The organism is Flavobacterium soyae (assembly GCF_021245985.1).
Taxonomy (GTDB): domain Bacteria; phylum Bacteroidota; class Bacteroidia; order Flavobacteriales; family Flavobacteriaceae; genus Flavobacterium; species Flavobacterium soyae.
This window is the reverse complement of sequence record NZ_JAJQXA010000001.1, coordinates 282,789-299,460: the sequence shown is the minus strand read 5'-3', so window position 1 is coordinate 299,460 and position 16,672 is coordinate 282,789. Positions and strand designations below refer to the sequence as shown.

Annotated in this window: 9 protein-coding genes; 4 read left to right on the top strand and 5 right to left on the bottom strand. The window is 34.8% G+C overall.

All coding sequences use genetic code 11. From position 1 onward, the window contains the following. Positions 1–128: 128 nt before the first annotated feature. The 5 genes from LUU93_RS01245 to LUU93_RS01225 all read right to left on the bottom strand — a co-directional run bounded on the left by LUU93_RS01245 (position 129) and on the right by LUU93_RS01225 (position 7,946). Entirely contained in the window at positions 129–2,243 is a 2,115-nt protein-coding gene (locus LUU93_RS01245; RefSeq protein ID WP_232677156.1) for a glycoside hydrolase family 97 protein, read from the bottom strand. Between the two features lie 26 nt (positions 2,244–2,269). Beyond that, positions 2,270–4,573, bottom strand: a complete 2,304-nt coding sequence (locus LUU93_RS01240; RefSeq protein WP_232677144.1) for a glycoside hydrolase family 65 protein — start codon at positions 4,571–4,573, stop codon at positions 2,270–2,272. Between the two features lie 138 nt (positions 4,574–4,711). After that, positions 4,712–5,365 (bottom strand): beta-phosphoglucomutase, encoded by a 654-nt coding sequence (gene pgmB, locus LUU93_RS01235; RefSeq protein WP_160780788.1) that lies wholly within the window; start codon positions 5,363–5,365, stop codon positions 4,712–4,714. 18 nt (positions 5,366–5,383) lie between these two features. After that, positions 5,384–6,739: an MFS transporter gene (locus LUU93_RS01230; RefSeq protein ID WP_111379555.1), complete on the bottom strand. Its 1,356-nt coding sequence runs from the start codon at positions 6,737–6,739 to the stop codon at positions 5,384–5,386. 175 nt (positions 6,740–6,914) lie between these two features. Beyond that, positions 6,915–7,946, bottom strand: a complete 1,032-nt coding sequence (locus LUU93_RS01225) for a LacI family DNA-binding transcriptional regulator (RefSeq protein ID WP_232677132.1) — start codon at positions 7,944–7,946, stop codon at positions 6,915–6,917. Between the two features lie 235 nt (positions 7,947–8,181). Between LUU93_RS01225 and LUU93_RS01220 the strand changes: the two genes are divergently transcribed. The 4 genes from LUU93_RS01220 to LUU93_RS01205 all read left to right on the top strand — a co-directional run bounded on the left by LUU93_RS01220 (position 8,182) and on the right by LUU93_RS01205 (position 16,590). Then, on the top strand, positions 8,182–11,160 hold the full coding sequence (locus tag LUU93_RS01220; RefSeq protein ID WP_232677129.1) for a SusC/RagA family TonB-linked outer membrane protein: 2,979 nt from the start codon (positions 8,182–8,184) through the stop codon (positions 11,158–11,160). 37 nt (positions 11,161–11,197) lie between these two features. Then, on the top strand, positions 11,198–12,805 hold the full coding sequence (locus tag LUU93_RS01215; protein ID WP_232677118.1) for a RagB/SusD family nutrient uptake outer membrane protein: 1,608 nt from the start codon (positions 11,198–11,200) through the stop codon (positions 12,803–12,805). A 23-nt stretch (positions 12,806–12,828) separates the two neighbouring features. Then, positions 12,829–13,644, top strand: coding sequence for a SusE domain-containing protein (locus tag LUU93_RS01210; RefSeq protein ID WP_232677106.1), 816 nt, complete (start codon positions 12,829–12,831; stop codon positions 13,642–13,644). 72 nt (positions 13,645–13,716) lie between these two features. Beyond that, a complete protein-coding gene (locus LUU93_RS01205) occupies positions 13,717–16,590 on the top strand; it encodes an alpha-amylase family glycosyl hydrolase (protein ID WP_232677096.1) in 2,874 nt (957 codons plus the stop codon). Positions 16,591–16,672 lie beyond the last annotated feature (82 nt).

Sequence of the window (16,672 nt, the reverse complement as noted above, 5' to 3'; positions counted from 1 at the left end):
AAACCTTGCAGGACTGTTGCCTTCATATAATATACCTAACAGGTTTTAAAAACCTGTTAGGATAAGCTTTTTGAAATTTAAAAAAAAGACAAGTAATCTATGGGGGAAATTACTTGTCTTTAAAAAAATTACTTTGTTTCAATAATGCTTATCGCATAACCTCCTCCCGGAGCAGAAAACTGAGATAATTTTGATTTGTTTGTTACAACAATTTTCTTGATTGTATAAGCTTGCGGATTAGTTTTGTAATGCGCATCTTTTGCATCAGCATAAATTGTTGCAGTGTATTTTTTACCTTTTTCAAGGAAGCTGAAATCGATGTTTGAAGTACGTGGAGTTTCTCCGTTTACGTTTCCAACGAACCAGTTGTTTGTTCCTTTTGCTTTACGAGCAACTGTAATGAAATCTCCTGGTTCAGCTTCAATATATTTGCTTTCAGACCAGTCTACAGCCACATCTTTAATGAATTGGAATGCATCTGGAAAACGGTTGTAGTTTTCTGGAGTATCAGCTGCCATTTGCAACGGACTGTACATTGTTACATATAATGCCAATTGATTTGCAATTGTACTGTTTACATGCGATTTGTTGTCAGGATTCATTTTACTGATATCCATTTCGAAGATTCCCGGAGTATAATCCATTGGACCACCGATTAAACGTGTAAATGGTAAAACCGTTACGTGATTTGATTTAGAACCTCCAAAAGCTTGGTATTCTGTTCCTCTTGCTGCTTCGTTTCCAATTAAGTTAGGATACGTTCTTGCAATTCCTGTTGGGCGAACTGCTTCGTGAGCATTCACCATAATTTTATAATCTGCTGCTTTTTCGATTGCATATTGGTAATGGTTTACAATCCATTGGCTGTAATGGTTTTCACCTCTTGGCAAGATATCACCTACGTAACCGCTTTTTACAGCATCGTATCCGTTATCATTCATGAACTTGTAAGCAGCATCCATGTGGCGCTCGTAGTTACGAACAGATCCTGAAGTTTCGTGGTGCATGATGATTTTTACACCTTTCGATTTTGCGTATTCGTGCAAACCTTTTACGTCGAAATCCGGGTAAGGAGTTAAGAAATCAAAAACATAATCTTTAGAATGTCCAAACCAGTCTTCCCAGCCTTCATTCCATCCTTCAACTAAAACAGCGTCGAAACCATTTGCAGCAGCGAAATCAATGTATTTTTTTACGTTAGCATTGTTTGCACCATGCGTTCCGTTTGGTTTTGCTTTCGCGAAATCTGTAACCCCCAATTGAACTGTTGGATAATCATTTGTGTAAGACCAAGTGCTTTTTCCTGTAATCATTTCCCACCAAACGCCAACATATTTTACTGGCTTAATCCAAGAAGTATTTTCAATTTTTGAAGGATCGTTTAAGTTATAAGTCATTTTTGAAGCTAAGATTTCTCTAGCATCATCGCTCACGATAATCGTTCTCCAAGGAGAGTGATTTGGCGCTTGCATGTGACCTTTGTCTCCTTTTGCATCTGGCGTTAACCAAGATTCGAAAACTAGGTTTTTATCGTCTAAATTCAAGTGCATACAAGAATAGTCTATCAAAGCCGCTTCGTGTAAGTTGATGTAGATTCCGTCAGCAGTTTTTAACATCAAAGAAGTCTGAACTCCTGTTGGTGAAAAAGATCTTTGAGAAACGTTTGCTGTATAAGCTTTTTGAGATAAACCTCTAATTTCAGATAATTTTGATTTTGTGTAATCGTATTCCTGAGTATCATAATCTCCTGGGATCCAGAAAGCAGTATGATCTCCAGTCATGGCAAATTGCGATCTTTCTTCTTTGATTACAAAGTAAGTAAGATTCTTTTGTGCTGGAAATTCATATCTAAATCCTAAACCGTCGTCGAATAAACGGAAACGGATAACGATTTGTCTGTCTGTTCCTTTTTGATTTAAAGTAACAGCCAATTCATTATAATGATTTCTGATGTGATCAACTTCTCCCCAAACTGGTTTCCAAGTTTCATCAAAAGTCGAAGTTTTTGTATCAACAACTGTAAAGTCATTCAATAAAGATTTTTTATCATCTTTAAGTTCAAGACCTAATTTACTGGTTTTTACAACTTCTTTGTTTTTGTATTTTAAATTGTACGTTGGAGTTCCGTCATTTTGAAGAGAAAATTCCATTACGAACTTGCCTTCGGGTGATTTTAACTGCTGCGCTTTTGCAACCGTGCTAAACGCGAACAAAATTAAACTTGCGAAAAATAAGTTTTTCATGTTTTTTGATTTTTAGAGTATTGTATTTAATTTATTTGTACAAATTTACTTGCAGTTACAGGATTTCCATTTACGATAATTGTTAAATCTTGATCGCCGTCTACAGTAAAAGTTGTTTCGTTGTGATTTACAGCTACTTTTAAAATTTGGTTTCTGAAATTAATTTTAAAAGAGTAACCGTTCCATTCTTTTGGGATTTTTGGAGAGAAATGCAATTGGTCATTTTTAACACGCATTCCTCCAAAGCCTTCCACGATACTCATCCAAGTTCCGGCCATTGACGTGATATGGCAACCTTCTTCCACTTCTTTATTATAATCATCTAAATCCAAACGAGAAGTTCTTAAATAAAATGTATATGCCATGTCCATTTTATCTAAAGCTGCAGCTTGAATCGAATGCACGCAAGGCGAAAGCGAACTTTCGTGTACGGTAAATGATTCATAAAATTCGAAATTGCGTTTTAATTCTTCTTTAGAAAAATGATCTTCGAAGAAATAAAAACCTTGTAGAACGTCAGCCTGTTTAATATATGGCGAACGTAATACGCGATCCCAAGACCATTTTTGGTTGATAGGGCGTTGTGATTTATCTAAATCTTTTACTGGAACTAAATCTTTGTCTAAGAAACCATCTTGTTGTAAGTAGATTCCTAGTTCTTCAGAAATAGGAAAGTACATATCATCTGCCACTTTTTTCCATTCTTTAATCTCTTCTACAGAAAGATTTACTTTTTCAAGAATTCTTTTATGATCTGCAGGATATTCTGAAGCTACTTTTTCAATTTGTTCAGCAGCAAAATCAATACACCATTTTGCAATATAATTGGTATAGAAATTATTGTTGATATTGTTTTCGTATTCGTTTGGCCCTGTAACTCCAAGAATTACGTACTGATTTTTATCTTTTGAGAAAGAAGCTCTCTGATGCCAGAAACGCGCAATTCCGATTAAAACTTCTAAACCTTTCTCTGGAATATAAGAGTAATCGCCCGTGTAACGGTTATAGTTGTAAATCGCAAAAGCAATCGCACCATTTCTGTGGATTTCTTCGTGTGTGATTTCCCATTCGTTGTGGCATTCTTCACCGTTCATGGTCACCATTGGATACAATGCTGCGCCGTTTTTGAAACCTAAATTATCTTTAGCATTTTCAATCGCTTTGTCTAATTGATTGTAACGGTACGTCAATAAGTTTCTTGCAACTTGCTGATCTTTTGTAGCCATGTAAAACGGAATGCAATATGCCTCAGTGTCCCAATAAGTTGATCCGCCGTATTTTTCTCCGGTGAAACCTTTTGGACCAATATTTAAACGAGAATCTTTTCCTGAATACGTTTGGTTTAATTGGAAGATGTTAAAACGAATTCCCTGTTGTGCTTTTACATCGCCTTCAATAGTAATATCTGACATTTCCCAAACTTTTGCCCAAGCATCAATTTGGTTTTGAAGCAAGGTTTCATAACCTAAAGCAACTGCAGATTTGATTACTTTTTCGGCTCCAGCCAAAGTATTTTCGTGGTTTAAAGAAACCGTGTAACCTCCAATTTTCTGAATTGTTGAGGTTTGTCCTTTTGCGATAATAGTTCCGTAAGTGTACTGAACTTTATCTACCGTTGAATCGATTGTCGATGGCGAAACATTGATATTTTCTCCGTTTGCCAAAATCGTATTGTGCATGAAAGTTGTAACTTTAAAATGCGTTTTAAACGTTTGAGCCGTTACAAAAGCTTCGTTTGTGCCCTTTTTAACTTCCAGCGGTTCCCAGAATTTTTCTTCCCAGTTAGCATCTTCATTAGTTACACCTGCGTCAACATAAGGTTTGTAAACGATTTTAGCATCTTTATTTAAAGGTGTAATATCGTATTTAATGATTCCGGCTTCGTCTAAATCTAATGAAAGAAAACGACGAACGTTAACTGCGATTTCAGTTCCGTTTTTTAGAACAGCTTCAAAAGAACGGTTGTACCACCCTTCTTTCATATTCAATTCTCTGCGGAAGTTTCTAACTTCGGTGCAAGTATTTAAATCAAGATTTTCTTCGTTGATTTCAATGTCAATTCCAATCCAGTTTGGAGCGTTTAATACTTTGGCAAAATATTTCGGATAACCGTTTTTCCACCAGCCCACTTTTGTTTTATCTGGATAATAAATTCCAGCAATATAACTTCCCTGAAAAGTTTCTGCAGAATAAGATTCTTCAAAATTGGCGCGTTGTCCCATAGCGCCGTTCCCGATACTAAAAAGACTTTCAGAAGATTTTACTCTCTCTGCATCAAATCCTTCTTCAATAATATACCAATTGTCTGGTTTTATATAATCTTGGTTCATCTTTTAAATTAGATAATTCGGCAATTTGGTAATTAGATAATTGCCTTGGTTTCTTATTAACTTTTTACATTCATTTGAGAAATTGTTGATTAGAATATTTGTCGATGAGCAACATTATCTCATTGACACATTTTCTAATTATCCAATTAACTCTTCAATAAAGCTTGTTTCGATTTGGGTAAAATCTTTAAAAATATGATCAGCTTCATGTAAAATTGTTTCCTCACCAATTCCCACACTTACCATTTCTGCGATGTTTGCTGCCTGAATTCCGGCAACAGAATCTTCAAATACAATTGAATTTTTTGGATCAATGTTTAATAATTGAGCTGCTTTTAAGAAAACTTCCGGGTCTGGTTTTGCATTGCTGACATCGTTTCCGTCAACAATAACATCGAAGTAAGATAGAACCCCAGTTTTTTCTAGAATTGGTCTTGCATTTTTGCTGGCAGAACCCAATGCAATTCCTTGATTTTTATCTTTTAATAGTTTTAGAATTTTTAAAACTCCTGGAAGAACCTCACTTTCATCCATGTCAACTAAATAAGATAAGTAGTCTTCATTTTTTTGAATTAACCATTGATCTTTTTGTTCTTGAGTAGCCTGAACATTGCCTAACCCAAGTATAATGTCTAGCGAACGAACGCGGCTAACACCTTTTAGAAGTTCGTTATCTTCATGGGTAAAATTGATATTTAACGATTTGGCAATTTTCTGCCAAGCCAAAAAGTGGTATTTAGCGGTATCAACGATCACTCCGTCAAGATCGAATATGAATGCTTTTTTGCTCATTGTGTGGAAAATTCTTTATTATGATTTTTGAGTAAAGTCGTCTACGTCTTTTACTTTAGATACTAAAGCTGCGGCGATTAAGAAACTAACTCCGCTAGTAACTAAGGCATAAATTGCGTCTCCGTTGTAAAGGTATTTTACAATTGGACCACCAATTAGAGCATTTACAATTTGAGGAATAACAACAAAGAAGTTGAAGATTCCCATGTAAACTCCCATTTTTTTTGGTGTAATAGAACCCGCAAGAATTGCATAAGGCATGGCCAAAATACTTGCCCAAGCAACACCAATTAAAATCATTGGCAATACAACCCAGTCTTCATTTGGCATGAAATAGATAGAAATTAATCCAATTCCTCCAATGATTAATGAAAGTGAATGTGTCGCTTTTCTTCCGATTTTTTTAGCGATATAAGGCAAGAAAAACAAAGCGACAATGGCAGAAACTAAGTTGTAAACGCCAAATAGGATTCCGACCCAGTCACCAGCGTCTTGATATTGCTGGCTTGACGTATCTTCTAATGGTAAACCGTAAATGTGGTGTGCGATTGCCGGAGTGGTAAAAACCCACATTCCGAATAATCCGAACCAAGAGAAAAACTGCACCCAGCTTAACTGACGCATTGTAACAGGCATTTTTGCAAAATCGGTAAAGATGTCTGTGATTTTTGATTTTTCTTCAGAATCAGGAATTGCATCATTTTGTGGATCTTCAAATTTTGCTAATTCTTCTGGCGAATATTCTTTTGTTGTGAATAGCGTAACCAAGATTGAGCCGATTAAAACCGCCGCTCCGATAATAAAAGACAACGTTAGATTTAACGGAACGCTTCCAGGAACTGTGCTGTTTGGCACGCCAAAATATTTCGTAAGAATGTATGGCAATGCAGAACCAATTACGGCTCCAAAACCAATTAATGAAGTTTGAATACTAAATCCTGCAGTACGCTGGTCTGTTCTTAAATTGTCTCCGACAAGAGCACGGAAAGGTTCCATTGCAATGTTGAAAGAAGCGTCCATAATCATTAACATTCCAGCTCCAACCCATAAGGCTGGTAAAACAGAAATGAAAATGTTAGCCTGCGGCATTAGAATTAATCCAACCGAAGCTAAAACAGCTCCTACTAAAAAGAAAGGTTTTCGTCTGCCGAATCTTCCCCAGGTTTTGTCGCTGTAATGACCAATGATAGGCTGAACTATTAATCCCATAAGAGGAGCAATAATCCAGAACCACGAAAGTTCATGTACGTCGGCACCAAAAATTTGAAGAATTCTGCTGGCATTTGCATTCTGAAGTGCAAACCCCATTTGGATTCCTAAGAATCCGAAACTCATGTTCCAGATTTCCCAGAAACTTAATTTACGCTTTTCCATTATCGTAATTTGTGAAAATTATACGATAAGCGCTTTGCTTATCAAAACTTTGTTCCTTTCGAAGTAAAACTAAAAGCCTTGACGGGCGTAAAATTATAAATTATTTTTTTATATATGCTAATAAAAAAGTCATAAATATTTTTTATGGCTATAGAAAGTATTGATTTTAAGAAAATTAGTCAGTAGATTCTCTTTTAATAAGATGAGTTTCTATGACTTCTGTAATATAATTTTCATTGTGTTCTTCGTCGTCATCTTCTTCTGCTTCTATTCTTTCTATAAGCATTTTAGCGGCTTTATTCCCCATTTTTTCACCGTTTTGGCTTACAGTTGTAATACTTGGAGTTGAGTATTTTGAAATAATTCCATCGGTAAATGCAATTACGGCCAAATCTTCAGGAACTTTTAATCCCATTTTATTAGCTGTTTTGATAATAGTTACTGCAAAAAGCTCATTTACAGCAAAAACAGCATCAAAAGCACGATCGTGCAATAGCTGACTGATTGTAATTTCGCAGGTATCTACATCCTCAATTTTGATAATAAGATCCTCATTAAATGGCAGTCCATTATCTAGTAAGGCTTTTTCGTAACCATCAGTTCTAAGTTTTCCAACGCTTACATAATCAACTGTAGTTACCAAAGCAATCTTTTTGCGACCATTGTCAATTAAACTCTGAACAGCTTCGTATGCTGCAGATTTATCATCAATAATTACTTTATCACATAAAATGTCGTTGGTAACGCGGTCAAACATTACAACAGGCATCCCTTGATTTATAACTTCAGTGATATGATGAAAGTCGCCTTTAAATTGTGTTTCTTTAGAAAGGGACATGATAAAACCATCGATACTTCCGTTGGCCAACATCTCCATATTTAGAACTTCTTTATCAAAAGAATCGTCTGATACACAGATAACTACGCTATATCCGTATTCGTTTGCCACTTGTTCAACTCCATTAATGACAGTCGAGAAAAAATAATGTACAATTTCCGGAATAATAATGCCAATACTTTTGGTTTTTCGATTTTTTAAACTAAGGGCAATATTGTTTGGTTTATAGTTGTAAAACTTTGCAAAAGCCTGCACTTTTAATCGTGTTTCTTCTCCGATTTCAAGGCTGTTTCTAAGTGATTTTGAGACAGTTGAAATAGAGACATCGAGTTCCTTTGCGATCTGTTTTAAGGTTATTTTGCGTTTCATGGCGTGAATTGAAAAAAATCTAATTAATAATAAAGGTATCTGAAATTTTTATAATTGACAATTTTTGACTTAAAAGATTACAAAAAATAGAAAGTTTTCAACACTACCACGTTTTCGTAAACCAATAAAAATCGTGAGTGGTTGGTCGTGTTAATAAATTCCTAATTTTGAAATTCGAAGTAAAATTAAAAACTTAACTAACAATCACAAACTCAAACTAATTTAAACAAAAAGTATGAAAACAATTTACAAAAAGTTGTTATTTTTATTCCTATTGTTGCCGTTTACTGTGTTAGCTCAAAACACTCTAAATGGGACTGTTGTTGATAAAGCAACAGGTCAGCCAATACCAGGAGTAAATATTAATGTACAAGGTGCCCCAAGCGGTGCATCTACCGGATTTGATGGTAATTACCAGCTGTCAAATGTTAAAAATGGAAATAAAATAGTAGTTTCTTTTATTGGCTACAAAACACAAACCATTGATTATACCGGACAAAAAACTCTTAACGTTTCTTTAGAAGAAGATACGAATCAACTTAAAGAAGTTGTCGTACAGGTAGGTTATGGAACTGTTAAGAAAAAAGATGCAACAGGGTCAGTATCTCAAATTTCTGCTAAAGAATTTAACAAAGGTATCAACGTAACTCCAGAAAGTTTAATTAGTGGTCGTATCTCTGGTGTAAACGTAGTAGGCGGTGGAGCTCCTGGAGCAAAAGCTGATATCAGGATTCGTGGAGGATCTTCCTTAAGTGCTTCAAATGAGCCTTTAATCGTTTTAGACGGCCTTCCTTTAAGTAATGATGTACCTAGTGGAGCTACAAGTATTTTATCTACTATTGATCCTAACGATATTGAATCTTTTACAGTATTAAAAGATGCATCGGCTGCTGCAATTTATGGATCTCGTGCAGCGAGTGGTGTAATCGTTATTACGACTAAAAAAGGTTCAAAAGGTGGTGTAAAAGTTAATTTCAGTTCTCAAGTTGGTATTAATACAGTTGCAAATCAGGTTGATGTTTTAGATGCTGATCAATTTCGTGCGTTAGTTAACGAAAAAGGTTCAGCTGCTCAAAAATCTTTACTTGGAACAGCAAATACAAACTGGCAAGACGAAATTTTCCATACTGCTTTAACAACAAACAACAATATCTCTGTAAGTGGTGCTTTATTTAATAAATTACCTGTTAGATTATCTGTTGGTAATGTTGATAATCCTGGAATCTTAAGAAATACTTCTTTTGAAAGAACTACGACATCGATATCGTTAAATCCTGTTTTATTTGATAATCATTTAAAAATTGACATTAACGGAAATTTATCTTTTGGTAAAAACCAATTTCAGGACGAAGGAGCAGTTATTGGAAGTGCAATCGGATTTGATCCAACACAGCCAGTTTATGAAGCAGGTTCTCGATATGGAGGCTATTTTGAATGGTTAGAACCTACTGGAAATGTACCATTATTGCCAGCAAGAAACCCTGTTGCAAGATTAAACCAGGATCAAAGAAGAGCTACTTCAACAAGAAAATGGGGAAATGTTAGATTAGACTACAAATTCCATTTCTTCGAAGATTTAAGAGCTGTTGTTGAAGCTGGTATCGACAGATTTGACAGTAACGGAAATACTACAGTAAGTACAGAAAGTATTTTAGGGTATCAGCCAAAGCCATTTAATGGCCCTGATTATGTGAATTTAGGGAACTACTCTAAATACACAGATATGCTTCAAAATAAAAACTTGAATGCTTATTTTAATTATACTAAAGATTTAGGAAAATTTAAAGTTGATGCAACGGCTGGTTATAATTACCAATTATTTTCAAGAGAAAGATACCAGTCTGGGGAGTTAAGACAGCCAAATCCTAATGAAGATGTAAATACTAGTCCAGATATTAATTTACAGTCTTATTTTGGACGTGTTAATTTAGGATATGATAGTAGATACTTAGTAACTCTGAATTATAGAAGAGACGGAAGTTCTCGTTTTTCAGAAAAATACAGATGGGGAGATTTTGGTGGAGTTGCTTTAGCATGGAATGTTGCTGAAGAGGCTTTCTTAAAAGACAATTCAACATTATCAAGTCTTAAGTTAAGGTTTGGTTATGGATCAACTGGTCAGCAAGATGTTGCTAATGCCTCATATGATTATTTAAAAAGAGTAACGCTTGGAACTATTAATACACAGTATATTTTTGGTGGTCAGGTATATTCTACTGCAAGACCAGAAGGATATAATGAAAATATCAAATGGGAAGAGTTAACTGAGATGAATGTTGGTATTGATTTTGGATTTTTAAATGATAGAATTACTGGAACGGTAAACTATTTTGATAAAAAATCAAGTGATTTATTAGCAGATGTTGTGGTTCCTGATGGAGCTAATATCAGAAATCAGGGTACTTATAATATTGGTAGTGTAAGAACAAAAGGTATTGAGTTTAATATTCAATCTGATATTATTAAAAGTGATAATTTAACTTGGAACTTAGCTTTTAATACAACATATATTGATCAAAAGATTGATGATTTAGGTATTACAGTTCCTGGTTTTCAAGGTTATTTAACAGGAGACAATATTGCCGGAGGATCTGGAAATCAAATTCAGGTAAACTCTGTAGGGTATGCACCTAGATCATTCTTGGTATACGAACAATTATATGATGCCAATAAAAAACCAATCGCAGGTGCTTATGTAGATAGAAATGGTGATGGAAAAATTGACGCTTCAGATCGTTACAGATTCCATAAACCAGCTCCAGATTATACATTTGGTTTGTTCTCTACTTTAAACTACAAAAAGTTTGATTTTACAATGAACTGGAGAGCAAGTTTAGGAAATTATATTTTCGATAACGTAAGTTCTAATTTAGGATATTCTGATGCTGCATTAAGAAGAGATACAGATTTATCAAATGTGAGTGCAGATTATCTAAACACAGGTTTTAGATATGAAGATAATGGTACACAACGTTATTTATCTAACTACTACATAAAAGATGCTTCTTTTATAAAATTAGATAATATTACACTTGGTTATACTTTCGACAAATCATTAATCAAAGCTGCTTCTTTAAGATTTACAGCGGGAGTTCAAAATGTTTTTGTACTTACGAAATATAATGGTTTAGATCCTGAAAGATTCAACGGAATCGATAACAATGTGTATCCAAGAGCTAGAACTTTCTTGTTTGGAGTAAATGCAAGCTTCTAGTAGAATATTGAAAAAACAAATTTTAAAAACACACAAAATGAAAATATCATTTAAATATATATCTTATTTTTTCCTACTTGTTTTAGGATTAAATATGACGCTTACTTCATGTACGAGCGACTTGGATGTTACTCCGGGAGATGATGATGAATTTTTATCAGAGCAGTTCTTTCAGGATCCGGCATCATATAAACAAGTTCTAGCAAAATTATATGCAGGTTTGTATGTTGGAGGTAACGATGGTGATGGTCAGCCAGATATTTCTGGGATTGGAGGAGATTTCAGCAGTTATTTACGTTTACTTTTTGTAACACAGGAGTTCACTACAGATGAAGCTATTATTGCCTGGGCTGATGGAACATTACCTACGTTGAATTCTCAAACCTGGTCTCCGGCAAATGAATTTTTAGCAGGAACTTATTCAAGAGCATTCTATGAAATTAGTGTTGCTAATGAATTTTTGAGACAAACTACTGATGAAAAACTAACTGCAAGAGGTGTTGATGCTAATTTAAAAGCTGACATTGCTACATTTAGAGCTGAAGCACGTTTTTTAAGAGCGTTTTCATACTATAATTTAATGGATTTGTTTGGAAATGTACCAATTACAACTGAAGCAGATCCAGTTGGTTTCTTTTATCCTGTACAAAAATCAAGAGCTGAAGTTTTTGCTTTTGTTGAAGCAGAATTAAAAGATTTAGATAATAGCCTGGCAGCTCCAAGAACAAATGAATACGGAAGAATTGATAAAACAGCGGCTAAGTTTTTATTAGCTCAGCTTTATTTAAATTCAAAAGTTTACACTGGAGTTGACAAATTTAATGATGCAGGTACTGTGTGTGCGGATATCATTAATAATTCAGGATACACATTTGCAAATGTTCCTTACAGTTATTTATTCTCTGCTGATAATGATGTGAATGGTGCTCAGTCTGAATTTATTTTCCCAGTTATCAGCGATGGAAATGCTATCAGAGCAACTGGAGGAGGAATGAGTTTTATCCTTCACGCTTCAATCGGTGGAAGTATGGATGCATCTTCTCGAGGTATGGATGGTGGATGGCAGGGAATCAGAACTCGTAGAGAGTTTGTGAATTTATTCCCTGATGAAACGGCAACTGGAGATAAAAGAGGAACATTCTACACTAATGGTCAATCTAAAGACATTAAAAATGTTGGAACATTTACAGACGGTTATGCTGTGACAAAATACATCAACAAAAAATCTGATGGATCTGCAGCACAAAGAAATGATATTCCTGATACTGATTTCCCAATGTTCAGATTGTCTGATGTGTACTTGATGTATGCAGAAGCAGCTGCTAGAGGAGCAGCATCTGCAAATACAGGAACTGCAGTTGGGTATATTAATCAACTTCGTACCAGAGCAAATGCAGCAACAATCAATGCATCTCAATTAACTCTTGATTTTATTTTAGATGAAAGAGGAAGAGAATTATTCTGGGAATGCCACAGAAGAACAGATTTAATTCGTTTTGGTAAATTTACTGGAGCCTCTAAAATCTGGCAATGGAAAGGTGGTTCTATAAATGGAATTGCTACAGAATCTTATAGAGATTTAATGCCAATTCCTTCTAGAATCATACAAGCAAACCCAACTTTAAAACAAAATCCAGGATACTAACTAACCTTATAAAAATATTAAAAATGAAAAATATACATAAAATCTTAATCGCTTTCATCGGTGTTTTAGCAGTTTCGTGTAACGCAGATGACGTAGAAGACAGACCAGTAATTGAAGCAGCGACTGCGCCGGTATTATTGACACCTAAATCTGATTTCACTATTGTACTTTCTAAAGAAACAGAAAATGAAGTGGCAACAACAGTTGTGTGGAATGACGCAGCATACAGCGGATCATCGACAGTTGTAAACTATACAGTAGAAGTTGCAAAAGCAGGAACAAGCTTTGCAGCACCTGTAACTGTTACAAATACAACTGAAAGATTTGTAGCTTTAACGGTATCTGAATTAAATTCAGCATTAGTTAACGGAGGATTTGTTGAAAAAGAAGCAAACAAAGTTGATATTCGTATTAAAGCTGTTGTAGGTGCTTCTGGACTTCCTCAATATTCTAATGTTTATACTATTACAGCTACTCCTTATCACGTACCATTAGCTAGCTCCCACTGGTTAGTTGGAGCTGCAACTCCAGGAGGATGGACATGGGCTGGTGATGCTGAAACTGAATTTCCATTAGTAGTTGGTACAACAAATGTTTATAAAGTAACTATCGTTCTTAAAAGCGGAGAAGCATTTAGAGAATTCTTAGGAAATAACTTTACAAGCGATGGTAACTGGGATTCTAGTCATAATTATACTTACTATTCAGGATTAGGATTTACAATCGATCCAGAGTTAGCAAATGCAGGAGATGGAGACAGTAACTTTAAATATACTGGACCAACAGGACCAAGAGTTTTAACAATTGATAATGGTGCAAAAACTATAACATTAGACTAGTTTTTAATGTAGTTACACAAAAGGGCTATCTCCAGATAGCCCTTTTTTAATAATTAACCTAACCGAATTATTATGAAAAAAACTTTACTATCAATATTTCTTTTATTGTCAGTGGCAGGTTTCGCACAATTGCAAACAGTCACTTACTCTATAAATCCATCAACTTTTGAAGATACTACACCAATTACGATAACAGTTAATGGTACAAGTATTAATGAAAGTACTTGGGGGGTAACGGGGAATGCATTGTATCTTTGGTCATGGTCTTATGATGTAAATGATGCAAGTCAAATGGATTCACCGTCTAATGGCTCTTGGACTGTTTCGGCTGAAGCTAGTAAATTTACCTATAATGCAGGAACAGATACTTACACAAAAACATTTACACCTTCGGTATATTTTAATAGAAACGGAATTGGAAGGATAGGATTTCTTATTAAAGCAAAAGACGGATCTGGTACAAAACAATCTCAGGACATTGTTGTTGAAGTTGGATCTTTTCAAGTAAATCTAACTTCTCCTGTAGAGAATAGTGCTGCAATTATTGCATCAGGATCTAACTTTAACATCACAGCGACAAACACAAACGGAAATGCAAGTTATTCTTTAAAAGCAAATGGAGCAGTTATTAATACAAATGCAAGTACTACAAGTTATTCGTATTCTCATACTAATATTGCCGATAATCAAAGCTATGAATTGAGTGTAACTCAGGGAGCCGTTACGATTGTAAAAAAGTTTTCGGTTGTAGTAGATCCTAATACAGTTTCTGCAGCGATGCCTGCAGGTTTGGTTGATGGAATTAATTATAATACTGCAGATGCTTCAAAAGCAACTTTGGTTTTAGATGCACCTTTAAAAGATTTTGTTTATGTAGCGGGAAGTTTCAATAACTGGCAGCCAACTTCGGCGTATGCCATGAAAAAAGATCCAACTTCTGGGAAATTTTGGCTGGAATTAACAGGCTTGATTTCTGGTGTAAATAATACATATCAATATTGGGTTGTAGATGCTACACCGCTTGCAAATTCACCTTCAATGGTAAAAACTGCCGATCCGTATTCAACTTTGGTTTTGTCTCCTTATGATGATCCGGGAATTCCTGCAGCCTCTTACCCAAATATTCCTTCTTATCCTGCAGGACAGCAATTTGAAGTTACGGTTCTTAAAACAGGTCAAACTCAGTATAATTGGCAGGTTGCAAATTTTACAAAACCAGAAAAAGAAAAATTAGTAGTTTATGAAGTTTTAGTTCGTGATTTTGATGCGGCTCGTAATTATCAAAGCTTAATAGATAAGATCGATTATTTTAAAAACCTTAAAATAAATGCTGTCGAGTTAATGCCGGTAATGGAATTTGAAGGCAATGAAAGCTGGGGGTATAATACTTCATTTCACATGGCTTTGGATAAATTTTATGGATCATCAGATAAATTAAAAGAATTGATCGATGTATTTCATCAAAACGGAATCGCGGTTATTCTTGACGTGGCGTTAAACCATGCTTTTGGAAGAAACCCAATGGTGAGAATGTGGATGAATGATCCTGATGGAGATGGTTTTGGATCTCCAACAGCTGAAAATCCTTATTTTAATATGGCTGCAAAACACAGTTATAGTGTTGGAGAAGACTTTAATCATCAGTCACTTAAAACGCAATATTATGTTAATCGTGTTATTAAGCAATGGATTGAAGAATATAAAATTGATGGTTTCCGTTGGGATTTAACGAAAGGGTTTACGCAAGCTTGTACAGCATCTGATGAATCTTGTACAAACGGATATCAGCAGGATAGGGTTGATATTCTGAAAAAATATGCTGATTATTCATGGAGTTTAGATCCAACACATTATACCATTTTTGAACATTTAGGAACTGATGCTGAAGAACAGCAATGGGCTAATTATAGAATTGCAGAAACACCAAGTAAAGGTATTATGATGTGGGGAAAAATGACAGATCAGTACAATCAATTATCTATGGGATACGCTTCTGACAGCAATGTTTCAAGAATGTTAAGTTCAAATCGTGGTTTTACAGCAAACCGTTTAATGGGTTATGCAGAAAGTCATGATGAAGAAAGATTGATGTATAAAAATGTGCAGTACGGAGCTTCAAATGGTTCATACAATGTAAAAACATTAAATACAGCTTTGTCTAGAATGTCTGCTATTGGAGCAGTTTCTTTATTGGTTCCGGGACCAAAAATGATTTGGCATTTTGGCGAATTAGGATGGGAAAAATCTATTTATACATGTAATGATGGGACTGTAAATGATGCTTCAGGAACAATATCTGGAGATTGTAAATTAGATACAAAACCACAGCCGCAATGGGTAAACAATTGGTTAGGAGATTCAAATCGTAATAAAATCCATAACGATTGGGCAAAAATGATTACGCTAAAAACTGTCGAGCCGGTTTTTTTAGGAACTGCAGCAATGACAAATGCTAATTCATTGACGGTAAACATTAAAATTACAAATGCCAGTTTAGTTTCAACACAATTAAAAGATGTTGTGATCTTAGCCAATTTTGATACTTCAGCACAAAATGTTGCAACAGGCTTCCCGTATACAGGAACATGGTACAATTTAATGGACAATACAACAATAAATGTTGCCGACGTAAATGCTGCGATAAATTTACCAGCAGGAGAATACAGAATTTATGGTAATAAAACGGCAAATCTTGCTATTGAAGATTTTGAAAAAGGAAATACAGTGAGTTTATACCCAAATCCGGTTTCAAATTACTTTACTTTAAATACGGCCTTTACAAAAGTTCAGGTTTATTCAATTTCTGGTCAATTAGTAAAAAGTTTTGCTTCAAATGGTAATGCTGATTTTCAATTTGGCGTAAGCGAATTACAAACAGGATTCTATATCGTAAAAGCTTCAGATGAAAATAACAAAGTTCAGGTAATGAAGTTTATCAAAAAATAAAACTTGGAAATATATCTAAAAGATTAAAAATTTGGTTTGGTTAGTAATGAGAAAGGGCTGTTCTATTGAAAAATAGACAGCC

Bases quoted from the DNA above. Each gene is read 5' to 3' on its own strand.
- LUU93_RS01245 (WP_232677156.1), bottom strand. From the start codon at position 2,243: ATGAAAAACTTATTTTTCGCAAGTTTAATTTTGTTCGCGTTTAGCACG.
- LUU93_RS01215 (WP_232677118.1), top strand. From the start codon at position 11,198: ATGAAAATATCATTTAAATATATATCTTATTTTTTCCTACTTGTTTTA.
- LUU93_RS01230 (WP_111379555.1), bottom strand. From the start codon at position 6,739: ATGGAAAAGCGTAAATTAAGTTTCTGGGAAATCTGGAACATGAGTTTC.
- LUU93_RS01225 (WP_232677132.1), bottom strand. From the start codon at position 7,946: ATGAAACGCAAAATAACCTTAAAACAGATCGCAAAGGAACTCGATGTC.
- LUU93_RS01205 (WP_232677096.1), top strand. From the start codon at position 13,717: ATGAAAAAAACTTTACTATCAATATTTCTTTTATTGTCAGTGGCAGGT.
- LUU93_RS01240 (WP_232677144.1), bottom strand. From the start codon at position 4,573: ATGAACCAAGATTATATAAAACCAGACAATTGGTATATTATTGAAGAA.
- LUU93_RS01220 (WP_232677129.1), top strand. From the start codon at position 8,182: ATGAAAACAATTTACAAAAAGTTGTTATTTTTATTCCTATTGTTGCCG.
- pgmB (WP_160780788.1), bottom strand. From the start codon at position 5,365: ATGAGCAAAAAAGCATTCATATTCGATCTTGACGGAGTGATCGTTGAT.
- LUU93_RS01210 (WP_232677106.1), top strand. From the start codon at position 12,829: ATGAAAAATATACATAAAATCTTAATCGCTTTCATCGGTGTTTTAGCA.